This is a genomic window from Plantactinospora sp. WMMB334, assembly GCF_049179095.1.
GTDB lineage: Bacteria > Actinomycetota > Actinomycetes > Mycobacteriales > Micromonosporaceae > Plantactinospora.
Genome location: NZ_JBMHME010000002.1, coordinates 525,726 through 548,241 on the forward strand (window position 1 = coordinate 525,726; position 22,516 = coordinate 548,241).

Here is a 22,516-nt window from a genome sequence, read left to right on the forward strand (position 1 = left end):
TTTGTCAAATCAATGAGACTAGCCTGGGTCCGTGATCGCGGACCTGCAGCAGCTCGTCGACAGCGTGGGCGACCGCCTCGGCCGATCGGTAGCGCTCGACGACTCCAACCTTCACATTCTCGTCACAACGACGCATCCGGGGGAGGTCGATCAGGCGCGGGTCGAGTCGCTCGTGCGCCGGGCGTTCCCGAAGGCATTCCTCCAGTATGTCGCCAGCGTCGGGGCCTGGGAGTCTCACGACATCTTCACCCTGCCCGCACGGCCGGAACTCGGCCTCGCCATCGCGCGGATCGGGATTCCCGTGCGATACGAGAACTCCCTGCAAGGTTTCCTGTGGCTGCTGGAATCGGAAGGGCCCCTCAGCGAGGCACACGCGGACCTGCTGCGCGAGACGGCCGACGACGCGGCGCTCGTGCTGCACCGCCGGTTCCTGCTCGGCGAGCTCGAGCGCCGCCGGGAGCGGGAACTCGCCCGCGATCTGCTCACCACTGACCCGCAGCTGCGCTGCGAGGCGGCCGCCAGCCTCGTCGACGAGGACCTGCTCGCCGCCGGGCCCGTCGCCGTGCTCGCCGTGACCATGCCGCACCCCGCCGCGGAGCCGCTGGCCGACAAGGACCGGCTGGCCATCGCCGTGGGGCTGGACCGGGCGCGGCGGCGGCTTCCGGCGGGCCACGCCATCCAGCTCGAGCGGCCCGATCACGGCGTGCTGATCGTGTCGCACCTCGGTCCGAGATCCGAAGCCGGACTCACCGACCTCGGCGCGATACTTCGCGACACCGTCGTCCGCGAGACCGGACGGGCGCGGCCGGAATGTTGGGTCGGCATCGGAGACAAGCGCAAGGCGCTCGCTCACTGCCATGCCTCCTACGTCGAGGCGAGGAGGGCCGTCGCCGTCGCCTCGGTCGTGCGTGTGCTCGGCAGCGTCGTGCGCCATCGGCAGCTCGGGGTCTACAGCCTGCTCGCCCGGGTCGCCCCCGAGGATCTGCGCCTCAGTCTGCACCCCGGGCTGCACAAGCTCCGCGATCACGACTCCGGCAGCGACGGCCTGACGTCAACGCTCGAGACTTTCCTCGACAACGCCGGCAGCGCCAAACGCACCGCGGAGCTGCTGTGCATCCAGCGCGCCAGCCTGTACTACCGGCTGCGCCGCATCCAGGAGATCGCCGAGGTCGACCTGGACAACGGCGAAGACCGCCTCGCCCTGCACCAGAGCCTCAAGATCGCGCGTTTGCTCGGCTTCTCCGCGGCGCGGTGACCGCCGCGACGAGCCCATTCTGACGGGTCGCGGCCCCGCCGGCACAATATAGAAGTTCGGCGACCCTGGCCTGTCCACGACCCACCTCACCGGCACGCTCACCTCGATGGTCGCGCACCTGGCTCGCCGCCGTCCGCCGCGCGCCGGCACGTCGGCCGCCCGCACGACTGGTGCGCGAACCGACCCGGCGCCACGGCATGACGCGCGGCCCGCCCTCGACGGCCACCTCCACTGCCGTGTCCGCATCTCCAAGACCATGTCTGCGCTGCCTCGGCAGTGGTGGGTCGGGCAGCGGTGCGGAGCGATGGCTTTGTGGTGCATCGGCTGTTCACCGAACCACTGCTCGGCGCGCACCTCCTCCGCGGCCTCCGCCTTGGTCGCCTCGTCCACGGACACCAACTCGCGCAGGATTGGCCTGTGGCGGGCTCTGGGGCGTTCGCGCATGAGCAGGTCGCGGTGGTGCAGGACCCCGGCACGGCCGCGGTCCAAGCCGCCATCTAGATGCAACGCCGTTCAGTTAGGGCAGTGGTTGGTTGGTCAAGGGTCGTTGGTGATGACATCGATGCTGGTGGTGGCCTTGTAGGTGCGGCGATCGATGTTCGGTCCGCGGGCTTGGTACTTGGAGTTCGAGCGTTTGATCATGCGGCTCTTGGTGCGGATGCGGCGTTCGGGCAGCAGGTTGGCCAGGACACGTTCGCCGATGGCGCCGACCAGGTCGATGACGGTGTCGGCGATGACGCCGGCGGCGTGGACGACTTGGTCGCGGGCGGCGTTGAGGGCGGTGGTGAAACTGGCCCGGTCCGGGTCGAGGCCGGGCTGGCTGTCGGTGGCGTCGACCATGGCGGTGCGTAGCAGTTGGTAGACGATCAGCAGGGCGTGGATCTCCTGGTCGACGCCGTCGGGGGTGCGGGCGCGTAGGACCCGGCCGCCGAGGATGGTGGATTTGAGTTCCAGGTAGGCGGTCTCGATCTCCCATCGCTGGTGGTAGAGGGTGACGAGGTCGGCGGCGGGGTAGCGGGACGGGTCGAGCAGGGTGGTGATGAGCCGGTAGTCACCGATGTGGCTGCCGGTGGTGGTGGTGATGCTGATTCGGGCCTCGATCACGCGGACGTGTCGGCCGCCGATGACTGATAGCCAGGATCCGTCGCGGTAGCGGTGGATCAGCGGGAGTCTGCGGCCGGTCTTGCAGCGGATCAGCAGGTTCGCTCCGGTCGCGGTGAAGGCGGTGATCAGGTCGGCGGCGCAGTAGTTGCGGTCGGCCAGTAGCAGCATCCCGGCGCGTAGGCTGCGGGCGAGTCGCTCGGCTTGGGCTGTCTCGCCGGTGGTGCTCGGGTCGAACACGGCGTCGATGACCGTACGAGTGCCGCAGGTCAGCAGGGCGCTCAGCCGCAGTGTCGGGTAGCCGGAGCCGCCGTTGTTGCACCGGTGTTTGACGTAGCGGTGCAGGTTGGCCGGCGAGTCCGCGACAGTGATCATGGTGCCGTCGATGACGACCGGCAGCAGGCCCCGCCACCACACGGTGGCGACGGCGCCGGTGGCCGCAGGCCCTCGTAGCAGGTCGAACAAGGCCCGCAACGGGGCCGGGCCGAGTCGTTGCCGGGCTTGGCGTAACGCGCTGCCGCTGGGGTCCGGTACCGGTAGCCCGCGCAGGCCGGCGACGAGTTTCGCCCACACCTGCCGGTAGCCGCAATCGGCGAACAGACAACCGGCCAGCAGCAGATACACCACGACCCGGGCCGGCAACAGGCGGACCCGTCGCTGCGTACGCCGGGTCGTGGCCAGCACATCATCGACCATCTCGAACGGCACGAGGCGGGTCAACTCACCGAGATGACCCGCCGCGAACGGTCCGGCAGCTACCGTGACCGTCCGTGTTATGGCAATCTGATCCACCGAGCGGGGTTCCTGGTTCGGGTTGTCTTGGAGTGACAAACCTTGATACCGGAACCCCGCCTCTCATTCCCTGATCAACACACCCCTTGACCAGCCCCACCCACGCCTAACTGAACGACGTTGCATCTAGATGTCGTGTTGGGACGTCGAGTTCGACCCGCCCGGCCCGGTCCACGTCGAGATGCCGAGTTCCGGCAGCGGGCGGGTGAGCTCGTCGGGAAGCGAGCGGTTCAACACTGCGGTCACTCTGAACGCATCCTCGTGGCCGAAGTGGCGGCTGACCGTGAGAAGCCTGACAGACGGATCATCGATTGCCACCGAGCGGTGCAACTGCTCGGCAAGTTCGTCAACGAGTGATTGCACGTCTTCGTCGGCCATCGCGTACCTCCCGGGGTGTACGCCTCACAGGCGGACACCGAGTTTGTGCAGTGCGAATGCCAGCCATTCGGTCTCTTGCGCGATCTCGACCTCGACGGGTGTCGCCCAGCCATGCCCCGCGTCTTCCCAGATGTGGAGCAGGATCGGCGCGGTCCCTGCCTGCGCTGCCTGCATCCGGGCGGCCCATTTCCGGGCCTGCCACGGCGGGCATCGCGGATTGTTGGCGCCGGCGTCGACGTACACGGCGGGATAGTCGGTTTCCTCGCGAATGAGGTGGTACGGCGATATCGACATGAGGTGCGCGACGCCGTCCGGGTCGGCCGGCTCTCCGAACTCCCGTGCCGTGACGCTGAGATACGGAGACCGGAACGCGCCGAGGAGATCGGTGATCGGTACCCGGGGAACTACTACCCGCCACAGCGATGGTCGCTGGGTCACCGCGACGCACGCGGTGAGTCCTCCGTTGGAGAAGCCCGTCAACCCAAGCGCGGAACTCGACGTGGTACCGCTCGTGATGAGGTCCTCGGCGACTGCGTAGAGATCGTCGTAGGTGTTCTGCTTGCGGTCGCGGCGCCCTCCGTTCCACCAGGCGAGGCCGAACTCTCCTCCGCCGCGCAGGTGTGCGTGCACGTAGGTCCCACCTGCGTCGACGATCACCCCCGCCTGCACCTGGTAAACCGGCGAGAGACCAACGTTGAAGCCACCGTGTGCGTAGACCAGCGTCGGCCGATCCGGCCGTTCGGCCATGTCGGACCGCGAGACGACGTGGTACGGGACGCGAGTCCCATCCGCCGACGTGGCCCACCGGTCCTTCACGGTCACGCCGTCGAGCCGTACCGCGGGTTCGCGCAGCACGTCGAGCCGGTTGGTGGAGCGGTCGTGCCGATAGACACCCCACGACGCCGTGAAAGTCGCGAACGGAAAAACGAAGTGCTCCTGGCCGGCGCGAGCCACCAGTTGCATCAACGGTTGCGCCTGCTCGCCGATCGCACCCTTGCCAGGAAGGTCCAGACGGCACACCTCGGCGCCGTCCGGCGAGATCACCCGAACGCGCGAGTAGGTGTCGACCCACTCCGACACGTAAAGCTCATTGCCCACGCGGGTCGCGCCGCGGATGACCGCATCCGACTCTCCGACGATCTCGCACCACGTTTCAGGATCGGCCGGAGCGACGGAATCCATCGCGACCGAGACCATCCGTCCTCGGTCGGCGCCGACCGTCGTCACCGCGACGTAGTCATCGCCGACGATGTGTCCGTAAAACGCGCTGTCCGCCACCGTGACGAACGGCCGCCACTCCCGTTTCGGGGCGGTCAGGTGGCAGCGAGCGAGGGCAACGGGTGCGCGCCGGCCACCCACGGCGGTCGCCCAGCGTCCATCGTCGGAGATCTGGACGAGGATGTACTCCCGGAAGCCCTCCGGCAGCGGGATCTTCTCGGGCTCCGTGGCGGCAGATTCCCCGAGCCGGTGGTAGAAGACCTTCTGCCGAAAATCGGACAGCGGACCGACGAGGGCCAGGTAGAAGAATCCCGTGCAGTCGGGAAGCCACCCGACACCACCGACCCAGCCGTCGTGCAGGACACGTTCAATTGTGTCCGGGAGCCGCGCCCCGGTGCGCACGTCGTACAACGCGATCTGGTTGTGTTCGCTCCCGTCCCGGCAGATGCCGACGGCCAGGACTTCGCCGTCCGGGGACGGTGCGAACCATGGCAGGGAGGGCGGCTCGGAGCCAGGTTCCTCTGCCGGAAATTCCGCGACGATCCGTTCATCCCGGTACGGCTCGCGCCCGACCACGACGCGGGTCACGCCCGCCACGACCTCGGACCGGAACCATCCGGACTTCGTCTGAACCGGAACGTCGGCGAACCGTGGGGCCCGATGCCGCAGCACCGACTCGCGCACCGCGTCCAGCTGTCCTTCGCCCCGCACGTAGCCTGCCGCCAGCGCTGCTTGTTCCGCCTGCCACTGGCGGGTCTCTTCGCTGTCGAACTCCAGCCAGCGGTAAGGATCTGGAATCGTCGATCCGGCGAACTCGTCGACAGCGTCACAGACACGCGTCAGCGGCCGGGTGTATTCGGCATCGGGCCCCATCGGCGCGCTACTGACCAGCCGTGACCGGCTGGAGCATCTGGTTCCGTGCGACGATCGCTTCCTGCGTGGGTGGCACGAGAAGCGCGGCACCACCCTCGACAGTGCCCTGGGCGAATTCGACATAAGGCCGCATGCGGGCCTCGTATCGCGGGAACGCCGCGACGTGATCTCCATCCGAACGCTCGAGTTCCTCGGCGAGGAACTGAGCCCCGGTCATCGCCAGGGACGTGCCCCGGCCCGCGAGGGGGGACGCGCAATAGCCGGCATCGCCCACGAGCGCGACTCGCCCCCGGTGCCAGGTGGGCATGTGAATCTGGCTGATCGAATCGAAGTAGATGTCGGGATCGGCGCGCACCGCGTCGAGGATCGTCGGAACCCTCCACAAACGACACTCGGCGAACCGGTCGAACAGGACTTTTTTCTGCGCTTCGACGTCGCGGTAGTCGTAGTCGATGGGATCCGACGCGAACATCAGGATCCCGATTGCCTTGTCCTTGAACCGGCCGATGCCGGCCAGGCGCCCGGGATAGTTGTACATGGGATTGATCCGCTCGGCTTCGGCATCAGCCTCGTCCGGCATGTCGGCGATGGCGACGTAGACACCGAGATGCCGGATCCAGTCCTGCTCCGGTCCGAACACGAGCCGCCGCACCGCCGAGTGCATACCGTCGGCGCCGAGGACGAGATCGTAGCTCTCCGAGTTGCCGGAAGCGAACCCGACATCCGCCCGGTCGTCGTGCTCGGTGATCGAGCTCACCGACTCGCTCAGCCGCAGGTCCACGGTTTCGGGCAGCGCGTCGGCCAGGATCCGGGCCAGGTCCTCGCGGTCGATCTCGATGTCGTCGGACGAATCGCCGATGTCGTCGGGCAACCGGCCAATGGCCGTGCCGTTCTCGTCGACGAAATGCACCTGCTCGGTCATGCGGATCCGCGCGTCGCGGACCGCGGGCAGGATGCCCATTTTCTCGGCGACCTCGATCGCGTCGCCGCGGATGTCGATGGGCGAACCGTTGCCCCGGAGATGATCGGCCAGCTCGACGATCGTGACGTGATGACCTCGTATCCCGAGGTCATATCCGAGTGAGAGACCAGCGACGCCCGCGCCGGAGACAAGAATTCTCATGCGTACTCCACAACAGTGAGGATGAGCTGGGACTCTTACCGTGCTGGCCGCGACGGGTGGGCGAGCACGAAATCGCGGAGCAATCGGGCGGTTTCTTGTGCGAACTCCACCGTGATTCCGTGGCGCGCCCCTTGAATCACCTCCAGCCTCGCCCCAGGGATCGCGTCGGCGATCTTCTGTCCGATCTCGGGACGGGCCGCGGGATCATCCTCGCCGTAGATGAGCAGGGTGGGCGCCGCGATCTCGGGTAGGCGATCGGTGACGTCGAAGCCTGGGATCGCGCCCAGTCGTCGCGCATCCGCCTCCGGTGAGCGGTGGACCAATATCGACATGAGTTCGGCCACCAACTTCTCGTCGGCTTGCCCGCGTTCGGACAGGGCGAAGGCGAGCATCGGCGCATCGCGCTGCGACGGCGACAGGTCGATGATCTCGGAGGCCATGGATGCTTGCATGGCCGAGGCGCTGGAGACGGTGGCGCCGACCGTCAACGATTGCACGACGTCGGGCACCGAGACCGCGACCTGCAGGGCGATGAGGCCGCCGAACGAGGATCCGAAGATGTGCGCTCGTTCGTACCCGAGTCCCCTGATGAGGGCGGCGCAGTCCTCGGCCAGGTCGGGGAAGCCGTACGGGTCGGGCGGGTTGACCGACGCTCCGGAATCGCGCTGGTCGTAGGCGATCGCACGGATGCCGTCACCGAGCAGGGGCCGGAACGTGTCGTACTGGATGTGGGTGCTCTCGCCGCCGTGCAGCAGGATCACCGGCTCGCCGGCACCGGACTCCGCGTAGGCGATCTCGATCTCGCCGGCCTTCACCGTGCCCAGTGACGTGGTCACGCCTGCTCCCCGGAGTTCCCGCCGATGAACGTCCCGCGACCGTTGGTCTGCCCGAGCAGGCGCTTCTCACTCGGCGATCGCTCACTGATCAACTCGATGATGTTGTGCGTGACCGCCGTGTCACCGACGTTGCGGATGCGGTGCGGGGTGAGGGGTTCCGCGGCGCCGACCGTCTGGAACAGCACGAAGCCCGGCTCGGCCGTCAGCGAGATCTCCCAGTCGCGGTCGCCGAGGTTCTGTCCCACGGCCTGCCGGCTGTCCGGCCACAGGACCACGTGGTCGTTGTCGTGCTGACGGAGGTCGAGCATGCCGCCCGGCTCCAGCGTCATCGACCAGACGCGCGCCCGGTCGTTCTCGAACACCAGGGCGTCGCCCGAGGCGCTCGGATAGGTGGGCCTCACAACGCTCACATCCTTAAAGAGACCGATAGTCTCTTCAAGGTACCCTCGATCCACCGAGGTGTCCACCGAGGGACAGATGGGAAGATCAGAGGCGTGCCGGAGAACGTGGGGACCACAGAGACGACCGAGGCCGGCACGCGACCGGCAACCCGACCGGGCGGCCGTAACGCTCGGGTGCGGTCGCAGATCCTCGCGGCGACGATGGAGCTCGTTGCCCGAAACGGCGTGGCCGGCCTACGCTACGAAGAGATCGCCGAACTCGCCGGCGTCAACAAGAACAGCGTCTACCGCAACTGGCCGGACCGGATCGAACTCGTCAGCGACGCGCTGCTGCAGCACGCAGGAGATTCTGCACCCCTCCACGACACCGGCAACCTCCGCCGCGACCTGGTCGACTTCTTGATGGCGTTATCCGAACGCCTGTCGAGCCCGATCGACCGGGCCCTTCTGCAGGCCACCATCGCGGCACCCCGGAACACAGATCTTGACAAGGCACTCCGAGCTGCCTACGACCAACGACTCGCCACCGTCCGAAGGCGATTCGACAACGCCGCCGAAAAGGGCGAGATCCCCCCTGTCGACAGCTACTTTTTCACCGAACTGCTATCCGGCCCGGTGTTCCTCTACATCAACCGCCGACGCCACCCCTTCAACCGCGAGGTAGCCGAGAAAATCGTCGATATCGTCCTCGCCGGCATCCACGCCACCACGCCGGACGGTCCGATCGGCTACACGGGCAAATGAAGGGTTCCGGGTCACGTTGTCGGCTCTGGCGCGGAAACGGTTGTCGAGGTGACCTCCCAGCTGGGCTCGGGGCGGTAAGCGCGCTATAGGCTGCCGCGCATGAACGCCCCGGCACCACCCACGACGGAATCCGGCTGGGTAGAAGACCCCGCCACCGCACCGCATCTCGTTTTGTGCGGTCCGATCGGCCAGCGCACCGAAGGCCCGGTGACGGTGGACGGACGCAGGGTGCTGGCGCTGCCGCCCGACGGCGACTCCGGTCTGGTCAGAGCGGTCGACCTGGCCACCGGCACGGTGCTGCCGGATCGTTCGCTGCTGCGGTACCAGCGGCATGAGGTTCTGGCGCTCGGCGCCGGCCGCCCTGCTCGCGACGTCGGGCGCGCAACGCGACACCGTCGTCGTGCGCGACGCGGTCACCGGATCGCCGGTCGGCGTGCCGATCCGTCTGGAGCGACAGACCAGGTCGCTGACGCTCGCGTTGGCTGACGGACGGCCGGTGGTGGTCACGACGGCCACGAGCCTCGCGGTCTGGGACGTGTCGACCGGCGCGCTGGTCGTCCGACACGACCGCCTCTGCGGCCGTCACTTCGTGACGTACCAGGGTCGCCTGCTCCTGGTGGCGGAGGTGACGGCGACGTCGCTGCGGCTGTACGACGTGCTGACCGGCGAGCCGTTCGGGCACCCGCTGCCCTGTGACTTCTCGATGAGCGTCTACCGGCTGACGGGCCTCGAACACGACGGCCGGCTGCTCATCGCGTTCCTCGACTCGCACGCCGACACCAGGGTCTCGCTGTGGGACGTGACCGCCGGCGAGCATACGGTGGAGGACGTGATCGTAGCTCCGTCGTCACGCACAGGGCGGAACCAACAGTCAGATCTGGCCGAGATCGACCTCGACGAAGAAGGGCGCGGTCAGCTTCACGACGCCGGTGAAGATTTCACCATCGCGGTAGCGTCCGATCGCCGGGTCAAGAACGTACGTGTAGACGAGAGGCGCCCCGGTCGCGGCCTGCTCAACACGCCAATAGAACTGAATACCAACCCTCGCGTACTGATCAGCCTTGACGATCCGGTCGGTCGTCTCCGACCCGGGCGAGACCACCTCGACCACAAGAAGTACATGCTCGGGTCGTGTCGGAGTGACGTCGATGGTGTCCGCCCGGTAGACCGTCACATCAGGACGACGGTTGTTCAGCGGCACGTCCTGGAGCCGGACATCGAAGTCGGTGTCGGCGTTCCAACCCGGCCCCGCGGCGGCATCCAAGGCGTTCGCGAGAAGCCTGGCCAGGCGGTTATGCCGCTTGGAGGCGCTCGGACTCACGAGGACCATCCCATCCACGATCTCGATGCCCGCACATTGCTCTTCTGTCCACGTCGCGTATTGCTCGGCCGTGACCTGCTCATGCATCCAGGCCGGCGCGACCATCTCGACAGTCATACACACCTCCTGAATCGTGGCCGGCTACCAATCTCAAGATACCGTGGCTCCGGCGACAAGCAGGCATCTCGGACCATCTGTGTCGATTTGCTCCGATTGGACCAGCGGCTACGCGCCCATCATCGGCTCATCCGAACGTCGACGACCGACGCCGATGTCATCGTCGGTGACGAGCGCTACGCGGCAGATGTGCGCTTGCGGGCCGCGACCAGCTCTTCGACGAGGTCGCCGCCGACCCGCACCTGTTCCGCGTTCGCAATCCGGCAATACGCCCAGCTCCTCGTGCTCTCAGCCCTCCGCGCCTACCTCGACCAGGCCGAGGTGCCGCCCGGATGGCTCCGGGTGCTGACCGACGAACGGCTGCGGCCCGCCCGTCCCCGCGGCGTGCTTGTGGTCTTGCCCAAATCATCTTAGTCATTAAGATAACCGCATGGGCATATCGACTGACTTCTCGGTGGCAATCGCCGGCGCCGGTCTCTCCGGCCTCTGCCTCGCCCAGTACCTGATGCGTGCCGGCATCGACGTGCACGTCTACGAGCGGGACCCGGGCCCCTTCGTCCGGCAGCAGGGCTACCGGATCATTCTCGACGGGTACGGGCTGAGGGCGCTGCGCGAGAGCCTGCCCCGCCCGCTGTACCGCCTGGCGCTGGCCACCGGCGACGAGCCCGGCGGGCACCTGCGTTTCACCGACAGGCGGCTGCGGGACGCGTTCACCATCACGTTCAAGGACGAGCCGCACGCGACCCGCCAGGTCGACCGGTTGACCCTGCGGTCGATCCTGATGTCCGGGCTGGACCGGCGCATCCACTACGGCAGGGCCGCGGTCGCCGTGGACAACGGCGGCCCGGGAAGGCTGCGGCTCCGGTTCACCGACGGTGAGGCCGTCGCGGCGACCGTCGTCGTGGGCGCGGACGGCGTCGGCTCGGCACTGCGCGAGCAGATCATGCCGGACGCGGGCCCGGCGAACACCCCGATGGCGGGCATCTACGGCCGGTCGCCGCTGCGGCGCAACGGCGCGAGCGTCATCCCGGACGCGCTGCGGACCAGTGGGGTGCTGGCCATCGCCGACCAGCCGGGCCGTGCCTTCTTCTTCACCTCCATGCGGTTCGGTGAAAGCCCGCGGGAGGCGTTCGCGCGCCTGGCCCCGGGCAGCTATGCGCCCACCGGCGACGACTACGTCATGTGGGGGCTGCTGCTCCGGCAGGAGGAGGTGCCCATCGGGGTCCGCGGGGACCTGCTGGCGCTGCGGGAGCTGGCCGCCGGGATGAGCATGGACTTCCACCCGCTCATCCGGCGGCTGGTCGACACGGCCGAGCTGGACGCCACGGTGCTCAACCTCTTCGCCATCGGCCGGCGCCCGCGCCGGTGGGCGGTGCCCCGGGCGACGATGATGGGCGACGCCGTGCACGTCATGCCGCCGTTCGGAGCTCACGGCGGCAACACCGCGCTCCGCGACGCCGCCCTGCTCGGCCGCAGGCTCGTCAAGGCCCGGGCGAGCGGCACGCCGGTGGAGGAGGCGATCGCCGGCTACCAGGACGAGATGGTGCCGTACGCCTTCCGCGCCGTCGACACCGCCGCCGGGCTGATGCGCCGCCTCACCGGGGGCGCGGCGGCACCGCACTGGGTGCTGACCCGCGTGTTACCGCGGCTGCACCGGGTCACCGTACCGGAGGCATGATTGCCGCATGTCCCACGAGCCGGTCCGGGCGTCCGCGATCGCCGACCTGATGCGCGCCGGTCGGGAGACCTCGCGGCTGTCCATGGTGTTCCGGTACGCCATCGCGGACCGGCTGGGCCTCACCGTGAGCGACCTGGAGTGCCTGGACTTCCTGGCGGACGTCGGATCCGCCACCGCGGGGCAGGTCGCCGAGCGGACCAACCTCACCACCGGGGCCGTGACCAGCATGCTCCGCCGGATCCAGCGGGCCGGCTATGTCACGGTCGACCGCGATCCGGCGGACCGGCGGCGGGTGATCGTCACGCTGCGGCCGGAGCGGGCTGCCGAGTTGGAGCGACCGTACGAGCGGTTCGCCGAGCGGGCGGAACGGCTCATCGAGGGCTACAGCGTCGACGAGATCATGCTGCTGGTCCGGCACCATGACCGCATGCAGGCGATGTACCTCGCCGAACTGGACCGCCTGCGCAGCGGCGACGCCGCACATCTGTCGGCATGAGGCGGCGTCGCGTGGCTGACCGCGTTCCCGGTCGCCACCGGACGGCAGACCGTGGCGGCGAGCCGCCCCGGTTCAGCGTTTCGCCGCCCCGCCGTCGGAGGCTGGCCGGACCCGCTCGAACCGTACCCGGCTCAGCCAGCCCGGGAGGTCACTGAGCACGTACAGCTCGCCGTGCACGTCGACGTCGATCGCGGTCGGCTGGGTGGGGAAGTTGCCGATCGTGGCGGACTCGTAGCCACCCGTCGGTCTGGGGCGCACGGCGAACGCGAGGGTCGAGCAGTAGTCGCTCGCGACGTAGGTCCCCCACGCCTCCGGGGTGGCGGACCCTCGATACACCACACCGCCGGTCACCGAGCAGCTCTCCGTCATGAAATGTTCGTACTCGAAGACCGGGTCCGTGTACCGCACACCCGGCCGGCATTGCTCCGGGTCGAACACCGGTGTGCCCTCTCGGCAGGACCAGCCGAGGTTCGCCCCACCCTGCCACGGACGAATGTGGTTGACCTCCTCGACCAGGCCCTGGCCGACGTCACCGATCCACAGCGAGCCGTCGACCGGGTCGACGGTGAACCGCCAGGGGTTGCGCAGCCCGTAGAGCCAGATCTCCGGCCGCGCGCCGCGCGTGCGGACGAACGGGTTGTCGAAGGGCACGCAGTAGGGCTTCGCCCCGCATGCGCGGTTGACGTCGATCCGCACGATCTTGCCGAGCAGGGTGCCGAGGTCCTGACCGGCCTTGAACGGGTCGTTCGCGTGGCCGCCGTCGCCGAGGGACCAGTAGAGGTAGCCGTCGCGGCCGAACGCCACCTGTCCGCCGTTGTGGTTGCCGTACTCGGCGTGCTCCTGGGTGAGCAACACCTGCAACCGCTCAGGGGCGCCGATGGGCACTCGCGCCAGGGTCAGCGCGCCGGCCGGCAGGCTCGTGTAGGCCACGTAGAGCATCCCGGTCCACGCGAAGTTCGGCGCAGGTGTGATGCCGAGGAGGCCGCGCTCGTTGTCGGACGTGTCGACCCGGGCGGTCAGGTCGAGCACCGGCTCGGCCGCCAGGCCGGTGTCGGGGTGGTAGGCGCGGACGGTGCCGTTCTTTTCCACGATCAGCATCCGGCCGTCGGGCAGCCCGGTGAGCGCGATCGGACGCCGTAGACCAGAGGCCACCTGTTCGGACACGACGGTCAGCTCGGCGAGTGGCACCGTACGGATGTGGGAAGCGTCGGCCGCGGCGGTGCTGGTCACCGATGCCGGTGGCAACAGGAACGCAGACAGGACCAGAACGAGCAGCCCGGCCGGCATGGCCGCCGGGCGACAGCGCCGTCGCGACATGTTTCAGCTCCTCGAACAGTGGAGGTGGAGGACGCGATCTGGGAGCGCCTCCACCGTACATCGATCCTTGCCAATATCCAATCTGCCTCCGTGCCGTCGCCGTAGGACCGGAACAGGCGCAGGCGAACCGATCGATGCCGCGACTGCCGCGGGCGCTTCGCGAAACGCCTTCTCGGTCTCCGTTCGTTACGCTGCTGGACATGGCGGCCCATGAGACTCTCGGCGTCGACATCGGCGGGACGAAGACCCACCTGGGGGTGGGGGCCGGCCGGGACCTGGTCCACGAACGCATCGTCCGGACCGACGACTGGCGTAGCCCATCGCGACAGCGGGATGCGGCGGCCCTGCACGACATGGTCCGCTCCTGGTGGGGGGAGCAGGCGGCCGGCTGGCCGCTGGTTGTCGGTGCGCGCGGTTGCGACAGCACCTCGCAGTGCGAGGAGTTCGCCCGGGACCTCGGGAAGTATTTCAGCGGTCCGGTGCGGGTGGTCAACGACGCCGAACTGCTGGCCCCGGCGGTCGGGCTGCCCACGGGCATCGGCGTCGTGGCCGGCACCGGTTCCATCGCGGTCGCCCGGGACACCGCCGGTCGACTCCTCACCGCCGGTGGTTGGGGCTGGGTGCTGGGCGACGAGGGTAGCGCCGCCGGACTGGTCCGCGCGGCCGTACAGGCGGTCCTGGGTGCCCGCGACCGGGGTGAGGCGCCGGGGCTGCTCGGCCAGCGGCTGCTGGCGAGTTTCGGAGTGGCCGACGAGCCGGAGTTGGCCGCCGCCCTGTCGACCGCGCGGTCGGCCGGGTGGGTCGGTGGGCACGCGGTGGAGGTGTTCCGTGCCGCGGACGAGGGCTCGTCGCTTGCCGCGCGGGTCGTCGCGCAGGCCGCCTCGGAGCTCGCCGGCCTGGTGGACAGCCTGGTCGACCGCGGGGTCGCGGCCGACAATGTGGTGGTGGCCGGCGCGGTCATTCTCGCCCAGTCCCGGCTGCGCGACCTGTTCACCGCCGCCGTCGAGGCCAGCCGGCCCGGCGCCACCGTACGCATGCTCGACCGCCCGCCGGTGCTCGGTGCCCTCGCCCTGGCGGATGCGCTCTGAGCCTGGCGGAGGTGGTGCGAGCCTGGCGGAGCGTTGCCCGGGGGCCGCGCCGCTAGCGGGAGCGGTGGGACGGGATGACGGGCTGGCCCTCCTCGGAGAGGGCCGCGACCGAGTCCAGGTGGGCCTCCATGGCGGCTGCCGCCGCGGCGCCGTCGCCGGCCACGATGGCGTCGAGGATGCGCTGGTGCTCGACGTCGGCCTGCTCCGCGCGTCCCTCGATCTTGGTGAGGGTCAGGGCCTGGTCCTGCAGCACCTGTCGCAGGTCGCCGACGAGCAGCTCGAAGAGCGGGTTGCCCGTCGCGGCCGCGATGCCGATGTGCAGGTCGGCGTCGATCTCGATCCGCTTGCCCGGCTCGGGCGTCGCGCCGAAGCGCTGCACGAGCTGCTGCAGCTTCTTCAGGTCTGCCGCGGTCCGCCGCTCGGCCGCCAACCGGGCCGAGGGGACCTCGAGCGCGCGGCGGATCTCGCCCAGTTGCGCCGGGAGGTATCGCCCCATCAGCAGCCGCGAGCTGAGGTGGTCGGAGGCGACGAAGGTGCCCTTGCCGGCGTGTGAGCGGGTCAGGCCGAGGGCGTTGAGGCTGTGCAGCGCCTCCCGGATGACCGATCGGCTCACCGAGAACGACTGGGCGAGCTCCGCCTCCGAGGGCAGCCGGTCGTTGACCGCGTAGTGACCGGACTCGATCAGCTCGATGAGCTGCGCACGGACAACTTCCGACGCGCGACGCTGCTCCACTGGCCTGATGGTCACGGCAGCACCGTACCGGTCTGACTGTCTGACAGCAACATTTGCTCCACTCAGCGCACTCGTAAGATCACGTTCCGATATGGTACGTCAGCCATGCCGTCGTGCACGGATTGCCCGGCGCGACGTGCAGAGCGGCGTCCTCGACATCGATTATGATGCCCGCGATGGTGCACGTCCGCTCGGGCTCCGGCACATCCGCGTTGAGGTGCTGACATACGCTGTTCGGCTCGAACGTGTGGTCCGCGAGCGTCGCCTTGAGCGACTCGATGGTGTGGTCGCGCCTGTCGCGCAGGTGCTGGTCGATCGCCCGTAGGCGGTCGACGGTGTGCTTCTTGCGCGCGAGATAGACGTCGCGTTCGGTGAGGTCGTCGGCCAGGAAGTGGTTGGCGTGCGTCAACACCCCGCCGGTCGGCGAGAGTCGCTGGAAACCGCCGGACACCGGTGTCGTCTCGATGTCCGCGCAGAAACCGTCGCGGTCAAAGATGAGGTAGTTGGCGGAGATCGCCCGGTCCGTGTCGACGATCCGGTCGGCCGCCTGGCGGCCGGAGTCGCTGTCCAGCACCGACCGCAGCAGTACGTGGTACGGCACCGCGGCGGTGCCCTCGGAGTGGCTGCTGATCAGCGTGTTGGTGCAGAGTCCGACCCCCGCGGAGTTGAACCCCACCTTGGCCAGCAGGCCGGCCTCGACGACGGTCATGAAGTCGGGACCGTCGTCGCGGTGCACCTCCAGCACCACCGAGGTCTGGCGGGCGTGCTGGATCCAGTCCCAGTTCTGCCCGGCGATGAGGGTGCGCGTCCTGGTCGCCTCCGGCGTGAGGCAGAAGGACGTGCACTCCAGCGGTGCGGCCGAGCCGCCGTCGCCGAACATCATCTCACTGCGTGTGTTGAGCGCCACCACGTCCTCGAACTCGAGGTTGGCACCCTCGGCGATCCCGGCGAGCTCGTCGGCGATCGCGGGGGAGAAGTCGGCGATGACCGGCAGGAAGCCGCGGGCCCGCCGTTGGACCTCCGGCCAGGACCAGCCCTGGTAGTGGTCGAAGACCCGGGCGTAGCCGGCCATCGAACCCTCGATCTCGCGCCGCGCGAGGGCTCCGTACGCCCGGCCCCGCTCGCGTGGTGGTCCGCTGACGCGGTAGTGCGGGAACGAGTGCGACTGGCTCACGGACATCCTCTCTGCAGGACTGCCAGGCCATCAGGCTGCCGGACAGGTTGGGGTAGGTTCCCCCCTTGCGAGTCCCGGGCAATCTAAGCACGATGTCTGGCAGCCAGACAACCGGTCAGCCAATGACCCGTACCGGAAGGACGACGTATGCCGACAGCCCTGGTGGCGGGCGGAGCAACCGGGATCGGCCGCGCGGTGGCGCGCCGCCTCCTGGCCGCGGGGTGGCACGTCCAGGTGAGCGACATCGCCGACGACGCCGCGCGGGAAGGGCTGGCCGACCAGCCACCGGACCGCTACTCCGTCTCGCACTGCGACCTCGCCGACCCGGACGGTGCCGCAGCCTCGGTCTCCGCCGCCCTCGGCCTGACCGGCGAGCTCACCGCCGTCGTGGTCTGCGCGGGCCTGCTTGTCGAACGCGAGCTCGCCGACTTCACCGTCGAGGAGTGGGACCGGACCATGGCGTTGAACCTTCGGGCGCCATTTCTGATCACACAGTCCGCTGCCCCGCATCTGGCCGCGTCGGGTGCGGGGCGGGTGGTGCTGACCGGTTCCACCGCGGCGTTTCGCGGTGGCGGCGGATCGTTCGCCTACGCCGCCTCCAAGGGTGGGCTGGTCGCCCTGGTGCGATCGCTCGCCGTGGCGCTGGGTCCCGCCGGTGTCTCCGTCAACTGCGTCTGCCCGGGCTGGATCGACACGCCGTTCAACGATCCGTACTGGAAACGGGTCGGCCGGGATCGCGCGCAGGCCGAGCGTGACCTCGTCGCGCGGATCCCGCGCGGCGTCCTTGGACAGCCCGACGACGTCGCCGGCCTGATGGCGTTCCTTGCGTCGCAGGACGCGGGCTACATCACCGGGCAGTCGTTCGTCGTGGACGGTGGGCTGCTGGCCTCCTGAGTGCCGGAGGGTCGGCGGGCCGGGTCGCGCGGGCACCGGCCCGGCAGAGGGGCGCGGGGTTCCTCGGCGGAGGGCGCGGGTTCGCTCGCGCTGACAGGGGCTCGCGTTGACAGAGAGGGTACGTCCATGTCTCGACAAATCATGACAATCGACTACGAGGATGCGCGGCGGGTGATCGCGGCGGTCCTCGCCGAGGCCGCTGGTCGTGGGGTCGCCATGGCGGTCGCGGTGACCGACCCGGCCGGCGACCCGATCGCGACCGCCCGGATGGACGGCGCCAATGCCGTCGCGCTCCGGCTCGCCGTCGACAAGGCGTACACCGCAGTGGCGTTCGGCGCTCCCAGTCACCACTGGGCCGAGGCCACCGCGCCCGGTGGAGCGGACTGGGGGATGGCCAACGCCGCCGGCGGCCGGATCCTCGTACTCGCCGGTGGCCTGCCGATCCGGGCCGATGGCGCCGGCGGCGCGGTGATCGGTGCGGTCGGCGTGAGCGGGGCGGCGCCGCCGGTGGACCTGGCCTGTGCCGAGGCCGGTTGTGCCGCCTTGGACGGTGACTGAGCCGAGGCCGGTTGTGCCGCCCTGACGGTGACTGAGCCGCCGGTGGCCGGCCGACCGTGCGCCCTGGCGAGCTGACCCTTGCGTCACGGCGGGCCGAGTCGATAACTTGTCAGGCAAGTGGACAACCGGATCGCCGGACTTCCAAGTCGTTGATCCAACACGCTGAGGAGTCGTGCATGTCGTTGACCGGAAGGACCATCGCCGTGCTGGCCGCCGAGGGCTACCAGGAACTCGAGCTGTGGTACCCGGTGCTGCGGGCGCGTGAGGCGGGGGCCGACGTCACGGTCGTGACCTCCGAACCCGACGGGGTCACCAGTCACCTCGGCTACCCACTGATCCCGGTCGGCCGGCACGACGAGCCGGGCCTCTTCGACGCGGTCGTCGTCGCCGGCACGGTGACCGGGGAGCCGGCACTCTCCGACGCGCAGACGGCGTTGCTGCGGGCGGCCTCGGCCGCCGCCAAGCCGGTCTACGCCGTCGGCAGCGCCATCGGCGTCGAGGCTGCCGCGGGCGCGCGGCCGTTCGCGTCCGCCGACGCGCTGCCAGAACTGATGAGCACCCTTGTTCGCGAACTGTCCCAGTGAGGTGAAGGCATGCCCAGCGAGGTGAAGGCATGAAGGTGTTGCGCACCGTGCTCGGCGACGTTCCGGCCGAACGGTCGGGGCTGATGCTGTCGCACGAGCATCTGCTCTACGGCTACCCGGGCGCCGAGCTCGATCCCCGGGCGGCCCTGGACTACGACGCGGCGGTCGACTTCGTCTCCGCGCAGGTCCGCCGGGGGAAGGAGGACCACGGCTACGGGACGATCGTCGACATGACCCCGCCGGAGGTCGGCCGGTATCCGAAGTTCATGGCCGACGTCGCGGTCAAGACCGGCATGAACGTGGTCGCCATCACCGGGTTCTTCCCCGAGCGGATGGGGATCCCCTACTACTGGCGGCGGCAGACGGTCGAGGAACTCACCGAGTTCTTCGTCAGCGACCTCACCGAGGGCATGGTGTTCGCCTGGCACAGGACGCCGTACCGGGCCGGTGCCATCAAGATCGCCACCGGGCAGGAGAGCGTCACGCCCCGACCGAGTCCGCTCGGCCCCAACGGTCGGCACATCCACGAGATCGAGGACCGGGTGATCCGCGCGGCGGCCCGGGCGGCGACCCGGGTGGGCTGTGCGATCAACACCCACATCGACCCGATGGACTTCGACGTGACCAACCCGCTGCGCGAGCAGCTGGAGATCCTGCTGGAGGAGGGGATGGACCCGGGCAAGGTGATCCTCGGCCACGCGTTCGTCCCACCGCAGCTCGGCGCGATGCGCGAGGTGCTCGACATGGGCGCCAACGTGCAGCTCGACCACGTCGGCATCCCGTGGCGGATCAGCAGCGCCGAGGAGTTGGACGAGGCGATGGCCGTCGCCCTGGTCGAGCTGCTCGACGCCGGGTTCGGCGACCGGATCACGCTGTCGTTCGACCGCTGGTTCATGAACCCCCGGGCGGGTGTCACCGAGCAGGACCCGCAACTGCTCAACGAGAAGGTCGACCTGAGCTACATGTTCACCAGCTGGGTCCCGCGGCTGAAGTCCAAGGGCGTCACCGACGAGCAGCTCCAGAAGATCATGGTGGACAACCCCCGCCGGATCTTCTCGATCGAGGTTCCCGACCCCGTGGCCGCCTAGCCACGTCCGAACGCGGCCGGCCGACCGCTGGCGTCGCCGCCGCCATCGAGCAGAGAGCGGAGCAACCGTGGACGTTTCCAGGGCCCGGGTGGCCGTGTTGTGCGAGAACCAGTACCAGGAGCTGGAGCTCTGGTATCCGGTGCTCCGGCTGAGGGAGGCCGGCGCGACCGTCGTGATCGTCGGGCCCGCCCGGGGCGAGGTGTACGCGAGCAAACTCGGCTATCCCGCCGTCGCGGAGGTGGCGATCGGCGAGGTCACGCCGGACCACTTCGACGCCGTGGTGGTGCCCGGCGGGTTCTCGCCGGAGTACCTGCGGCGGAACAAGTCGATGGTCGACTTCGTCCGGGCGAGCGTGACCGAGGAGAAGCCGGTCGCGGCGATCTGCCACGCCGGCTGGCTGCTCGCCACGGCGGACGTCGTCCGGGGCCGCCGGGCCACGTCGGTGCCGACCATCCGCGACGACGTACGGCACGCCGGTGCGACCTGGCTCGACGAGCCGGTGGTCCGCGACGGCAGGCTGCTCACCGCACAGCTGCCCAACGACCTCCCGGCGTTCCTGGCCGGCGTGCTCGACTTCATCGCCGAGGCGGAGGAGACGGCCCGGCCGCCGCTGCCGGACTACACGCCCAGCTCGGCGGTCTACCGCGGTCCGGCGCTGCTCAAGAACCGCGCGGCCGGACCGGGTTCGGCCAACTACCGCGCCTACGCCGAACTCGGCTGACCCGCCCGGCCCGCCGTGCGGGCACCCGCACCGACCAGAAGGGACCTTCGTGAACGTCGACCTGCCCCTCGCCGAGCTGCGCGGCTTCACGTACGACGAGCCGGAGCCGCCCGACTTCGACGACTTCTGGCGCCGCACGCTGGCGGAGCAGGCGGCGTTCCCGCTGGACCCGGTGATCACCAGGATCGACCACGAGTTCGCCACCGTCGACGTCTTCGACGTCGAGTTCTCCGGTTACGGCGGCGCCCGGGTGAAGGGGTGGCTGATCCGGCCGGCCGGGATCGACGGGCCGCTGCCGGCGGTCGTGGAGTACCTCGGCTACGGCGGTGGTCGCGGGCTGCCGATCGAGTCGTTGGCGTATGCCTCGGCCGGCTTCGCCCACTTCGTGATGGACACCCGGGGCCAGGGCGGCACCTGGCGCACCGGAGACACCCCGGACCCGGCCGGGACGCCGCCGGCCAACCCCGGCCACCTCAGCCGCGGCATCCTCGACCCGGAGGGGTACTACTACCGGCGGCTGTACGTCGACGCCTACCGGTTCGTCGACGTGGTCCGGGGTGCCGAGGGGGTCGACCGGGACCGGGTCGTCGCCACCGGGCGCAGCCAGGGCGGAGCGCTCTCGGTCGTGGTCGGCGGCCTCCGCGACGACCTGGCCTGGATCGCACCCCAGGTCACCTTCCTGGCAGCCTTCCGCCGTGCGCTCCAGGTGACCGAGCAGGGACCGCTCGGCGAGCTGAAACGCTGGCTCGCCGTCCACCGCACCAGGGCGGACCGGGCGTTCGCCACCCTGGGCTACTTCGACGCGGTCTACTTCGCCCGGCGCGGGCGCTGCCCGGCGTCCTTCTGCGTCGGTCTCGGCGACGTCGTCGCGCCGCCGTCCACGGTCTTCGCGGTGCACAACGACTATCCCGGCGACAAGCGGATGACGGTGTGGGAGTTCAACGGTCACGAGGGCGGCGGTCCCGAGGACCAGATGCGGGTCATCCGCGAGGTACGGGCACTGGGGACCGGCAGGTGACGAGCCATCCGCCGGGGCCGGTCGACCTCCACCAGCACGCGATACCGCCGGGATACGTCGCGCGGCTCACCGCGATCGGCGTACAGGCCCAGCCCGGGATCCCGTTTCCGGAGTGGGACCGGGCCCGGTCGCTGGCGGCCATGGACGACCTCGGCATCGCGGTGGCGGCGATCTCCACCGCCTCACCGGGCTACCACTTCGGCGACCAGGACTTCGCCACGACCCTGGTGCGGGAGACCAACGACGAGCTGGCCGGGATCGTCGCCGGTTCGCGGGGGCGGTTTCTCGGCTTCGCCGCCGTGCCGCTCCCCGGCGCCGACGCGGCCGTGGCGGAGCTGCGCCGGCTCGCCGAGGTCCCCGGCTTCGTCGGCGTCAGCCTGCTGACCAACTACGCGGGCCGCTACCTGGGCGACCCGGGCTTCGACCCGCTGCTGGCCGAGCTCGACGCGATGCACGCGATCGTGCACGTCCACCCGACGCTTCCGCCGTGGTGGGCGGAGGGCGCCGTCGACCTGCGGCCGTCGTTGCTCGAGTACGTCTTCGACACCAGCCGGTCGCTGATGAACCTGATGCTCTCCGGGGCGGTCGACCGGTTCCGCCGGATCTCCTGGATCTTCTCGCACTGCGGCGGCGTGCTGCCGTACATCTCGCGCCGGTTGGAGATCGCCGAGCCGCTTCCCGAGCTGGCGCGCGTCGACGGCGTCCTGGCGACGATGGCGCGGCTGCGGTACGACTCGGCGCTCTCGGCCAGCAGGGCGGGGCTGGGTTCCCTGCTCACGATCGCGCCGGCCGACCGGCTGGTGCTGGGCACCGACTATCCGTTCGTCGACGCCGGGACGGTCCGCGAGGAGTTCCGGCGCCTCGACGGGTTCGCGGAGGTCGGCGGAGTGGCCGGGCTCGGTGCGAACGCACGCGCGCTGGTCGGGCTGGACACCCGTACGGCGATCACGATCTCACGGGTGTGACCCGGCCCGACGTCAGGTGGGGCCGGACAGGGTCCGGACAAGG

The 22,516-nt window shown here is 69.6% G+C and carries 23 protein-coding genes; 13 read left to right on the forward strand and 10 right to left on the reverse strand.

Annotated elements, in window-relative coordinates:
• Nucleotides 1-31 precede the first annotated feature (31 nt).
• Nucleotides 32-1,255: a PucR family transcriptional regulator gene (locus ACN27G_RS02275; protein WP_421491115.1), complete on the forward strand. Its 1,224-nt coding sequence runs from the start codon at nt 32-34 to the stop codon at nt 1,253-1,255.
• A gap of 537 nt (nt 1,256-1,792) precedes the next feature.
• Here the strand turns inward: ACN27G_RS02275 and ACN27G_RS02280 are convergent.
• The 6 genes from ACN27G_RS02280 to ACN27G_RS02305 all read right to left on the reverse strand — a co-directional run bounded on the left by ACN27G_RS02280 (nt 1,793) and on the right by ACN27G_RS02305 (nt 8,043).
• Entirely contained in the window at nt 1,793-3,148 is a 1,356-nt protein-coding gene (locus ACN27G_RS02280) for an IS4 family transposase (RefSeq protein ID WP_421491116.1), read from the reverse strand.
• Nucleotides 3,149-3,274: 126 nt separating this feature from the next.
• Nucleotides 3,275-3,526: a hypothetical protein gene (locus ACN27G_RS02285; RefSeq protein ID WP_421491117.1), complete on the reverse strand. Its 252-nt coding sequence runs from the start codon at nt 3,524-3,526 to the stop codon at nt 3,275-3,277.
• Between the two features lie 24 nt (nt 3,527-3,550).
• Nucleotides 3,551-5,617, reverse strand: a complete 2,067-nt coding sequence (locus ACN27G_RS02290) for a prolyl oligopeptidase family serine peptidase (protein WP_421491118.1) — start codon at nt 5,615-5,617, stop codon at nt 3,551-3,553.
• A gap of 7 nt (nt 5,618-5,624) precedes the next feature.
• Nucleotides 5,625-6,740: an FAD-dependent monooxygenase gene (locus ACN27G_RS02295; RefSeq protein WP_421491119.1), complete on the reverse strand. Its 1,116-nt coding sequence runs from the start codon at nt 6,738-6,740 to the stop codon at nt 5,625-5,627.
• Between the two features lie 35 nt (nt 6,741-6,775).
• Nucleotides 6,776-7,576, reverse strand: coding sequence for an alpha/beta fold hydrolase (locus ACN27G_RS02300; RefSeq protein WP_421491120.1), 801 nt, complete (start codon nt 7,574-7,576; stop codon nt 6,776-6,778).
• Complete coding sequence (locus tag ACN27G_RS02305; RefSeq protein WP_421491121.1) at nt 7,573-8,043, reverse strand: hypothetical protein; 471 nt, start codon at nt 8,041-8,043, stop codon at nt 7,573-7,575. Before ACN27G_RS02305 ends, ACN27G_RS02300 begins: the two co-directional genes overlap by 4 nt.
• 27 nt (nt 8,044-8,070) lie before the next feature.
• Here ACN27G_RS02305 and ACN27G_RS02310 point away from each other — a divergent pair, with 27 nt between their 5' ends.
• Both ACN27G_RS02310 and ACN27G_RS02315 read left to right on the forward strand, forming a co-directional pair.
• Complete coding sequence (locus tag ACN27G_RS02310; protein ID WP_421491122.1) at nt 8,071-8,721, forward strand: TetR/AcrR family transcriptional regulator; 651 nt, start codon at nt 8,071-8,073, stop codon at nt 8,719-8,721.
• Nucleotides 8,722-8,820: 99 nt separating this feature from the next.
• A complete protein-coding gene (locus tag ACN27G_RS02315) occupies nt 8,821-9,207 on the forward strand; it encodes a hypothetical protein (RefSeq protein ID WP_421491123.1) in 387 nt (128 codons plus the stop codon).
• Nucleotides 9,208-9,592: 385 nt separating this feature from the next.
• Here ACN27G_RS02315 and ACN27G_RS02320 read toward each other — a convergent pair whose 3' ends face one another.
• Nucleotides 9,593-10,159 (reverse strand): Uma2 family endonuclease, encoded by a 567-nt coding sequence (locus tag ACN27G_RS02320; RefSeq protein WP_421491124.1) that lies wholly within the window; start codon nt 10,157-10,159, stop codon nt 9,593-9,595.
• A 430-nt stretch (nt 10,160-10,589) separates the two neighbouring features.
• On the opposite strand from ACN27G_RS02320, the gene ACN27G_RS02325 reads away from it, so the two are divergent.
• Nucleotides 10,590-11,837, forward strand: a complete 1,248-nt coding sequence (locus tag ACN27G_RS02325; protein WP_421491125.1) for an FAD-dependent oxidoreductase — start codon at nt 10,590-10,592, stop codon at nt 11,835-11,837.
• 7 nt (nt 11,838-11,844) lie between these two features.
• Nucleotides 11,845-12,333: a MarR family transcriptional regulator gene (locus tag ACN27G_RS02330; protein WP_421491126.1), complete on the forward strand. Its 489-nt coding sequence runs from the start codon at nt 11,845-11,847 to the stop codon at nt 12,331-12,333.
• Between the two features lie 72 nt (nt 12,334-12,405).
• Here ACN27G_RS02330 and ACN27G_RS02335 read toward each other — a convergent pair whose 3' ends face one another.
• Nucleotides 12,406-13,650 (reverse strand): PQQ-dependent sugar dehydrogenase, encoded by a 1,245-nt coding sequence (locus ACN27G_RS02335; RefSeq protein WP_421491127.1) that lies wholly within the window; start codon nt 13,648-13,650, stop codon nt 12,406-12,408.
• 200 nt (nt 13,651-13,850) lie between these two features.
• Here ACN27G_RS02335 and ACN27G_RS02340 point away from each other — a divergent pair, with 200 nt between their 5' ends.
• On the forward strand, nt 13,851-14,738 hold the full coding sequence (locus ACN27G_RS02340; protein WP_421491128.1) for a BadF/BadG/BcrA/BcrD ATPase family protein: 888 nt from the start codon (nt 13,851-13,853) through the stop codon (nt 14,736-14,738).
• 52 nt (nt 14,739-14,790) lie between these two features.
• Here the strand turns inward: ACN27G_RS02340 and ACN27G_RS02345 are convergent, their stop codons facing one another.
• Nucleotides 14,791-15,486, reverse strand: coding sequence for a FadR/GntR family transcriptional regulator (locus ACN27G_RS02345; protein ID WP_421491129.1), 696 nt, complete (start codon nt 15,484-15,486; stop codon nt 14,791-14,793).
• A gap of 64 nt (nt 15,487-15,550) precedes the next feature.
• Entirely contained in the window at nt 15,551-16,645 is a 1,095-nt protein-coding gene (locus ACN27G_RS02350) for a C45 family autoproteolytic acyltransferase/hydolase (protein WP_421491130.1), read from the reverse strand.
• Nucleotides 16,646-16,792: 147 nt separating this feature from the next.
• On the opposite strand from ACN27G_RS02350, the gene ACN27G_RS02355 reads away from it, so the two are divergent.
• From ACN27G_RS02355 to ACN27G_RS02385, 7 genes are all read left to right on the forward strand, one after another.
• A complete protein-coding gene (locus tag ACN27G_RS02355; RefSeq protein ID WP_421491131.1) occupies nt 16,793-17,539 on the forward strand; it encodes an SDR family NAD(P)-dependent oxidoreductase in 747 nt (248 codons plus the stop codon).
• A 141-nt stretch (nt 17,540-17,680) separates the two neighbouring features.
• Complete coding sequence (locus tag ACN27G_RS02360) at nt 17,681-18,097, forward strand: GlcG/HbpS family heme-binding protein (RefSeq protein WP_421491132.1); 417 nt, start codon at nt 17,681-17,683, stop codon at nt 18,095-18,097.
• Nucleotides 18,098-18,273: 176 nt separating this feature from the next.
• Entirely contained in the window at nt 18,274-18,681 is a 408-nt protein-coding gene (locus ACN27G_RS02365; protein WP_421491133.1) for a DJ-1/PfpI family protein, read from the forward strand.
• A gap of 29 nt (nt 18,682-18,710) precedes the next feature.
• Complete coding sequence (locus ACN27G_RS02370; protein ID WP_421491134.1) at nt 18,711-19,769, forward strand: phosphotriesterase family protein; 1,059 nt, start codon at nt 18,711-18,713, stop codon at nt 19,767-19,769.
• Nucleotides 19,770-19,836: 67 nt separating this feature from the next.
• Nucleotides 19,837-20,490, forward strand: a complete 654-nt coding sequence (locus ACN27G_RS02375) for a type 1 glutamine amidotransferase domain-containing protein (protein WP_421491135.1) — start codon at nt 19,837-19,839, stop codon at nt 20,488-20,490.
• 49 nt (nt 20,491-20,539) lie between these two features.
• Nucleotides 20,540-21,508, forward strand: coding sequence for an acetylxylan esterase (locus ACN27G_RS02380; protein WP_421491136.1), 969 nt, complete (start codon nt 20,540-20,542; stop codon nt 21,506-21,508).
• Complete coding sequence (locus ACN27G_RS02385; protein ID WP_421491137.1) at nt 21,505-22,473, forward strand: amidohydrolase family protein; 969 nt, start codon at nt 21,505-21,507, stop codon at nt 22,471-22,473. The genes ACN27G_RS02380 and ACN27G_RS02385 overlap by 4 nt, the downstream gene beginning before the upstream one ends.
• Nucleotides 22,474-22,516 lie beyond the last annotated feature (43 nt).

What these genes read in the sequence shown, in the direction of transcription:
- ACN27G_RS02335 (WP_421491127.1), bottom strand. Translation starts at nt 13,650, where the DNA reads ATGTCGCGACGGCGCTGTCGCCCGGCGGCCATGCCGGCCGGGCTGCTC.
- ACN27G_RS02285 (WP_421491117.1), bottom strand. Translation starts at nt 3,526, where the DNA reads ATGGCCGACGAAGACGTGCAATCACTCGTTGACGAACTTGCCGAGCAG.
- ACN27G_RS02370 (WP_421491134.1), top strand. Translation starts at nt 18,711, where the DNA reads ATGAAGGTGTTGCGCACCGTGCTCGGCGACGTTCCGGCCGAACGGTCG.
- ACN27G_RS02320 (WP_421491124.1), bottom strand. Translation starts at nt 10,159, where the DNA reads ATGACTGTCGAGATGGTCGCGCCGGCCTGGATGCATGAGCAGGTCACG.
- ACN27G_RS02340 (WP_421491128.1), top strand. Translation starts at nt 13,851, where the DNA reads ATGGCGGCCCATGAGACTCTCGGCGTCGACATCGGCGGGACGAAGACC.
- ACN27G_RS02360 (WP_421491132.1), top strand. Translation starts at nt 17,681, where the DNA reads ATGACAATCGACTACGAGGATGCGCGGCGGGTGATCGCGGCGGTCCTC.
- ACN27G_RS02325 (WP_421491125.1), top strand. Translation starts at nt 10,590, where the DNA reads ATGGGCATATCGACTGACTTCTCGGTGGCAATCGCCGGCGCCGGTCTC.
- ACN27G_RS02290 (WP_421491118.1), bottom strand. Translation starts at nt 5,617, where the DNA reads ATGGGGCCCGATGCCGAATACACCCGGCCGCTGACGCGTGTCTGTGAC.
- ACN27G_RS02315 (WP_421491123.1), top strand. Translation starts at nt 8,821, where the DNA reads ATGAACGCCCCGGCACCACCCACGACGGAATCCGGCTGGGTAGAAGAC.
- ACN27G_RS02330 (WP_421491126.1), top strand. Translation starts at nt 11,845, where the DNA reads ATGTCCCACGAGCCGGTCCGGGCGTCCGCGATCGCCGACCTGATGCGC.
- ACN27G_RS02295 (WP_421491119.1), bottom strand. Translation starts at nt 6,740, where the DNA reads ATGAGAATTCTTGTCTCCGGCGCGGGCGTCGCTGGTCTCTCACTCGGA.
- ACN27G_RS02355 (WP_421491131.1), top strand. Translation starts at nt 16,793, where the DNA reads ATGCCGACAGCCCTGGTGGCGGGCGGAGCAACCGGGATCGGCCGCGCG.
- ACN27G_RS02365 (WP_421491133.1), top strand. Translation starts at nt 18,274, where the DNA reads ATGTCGTTGACCGGAAGGACCATCGCCGTGCTGGCCGCCGAGGGCTAC.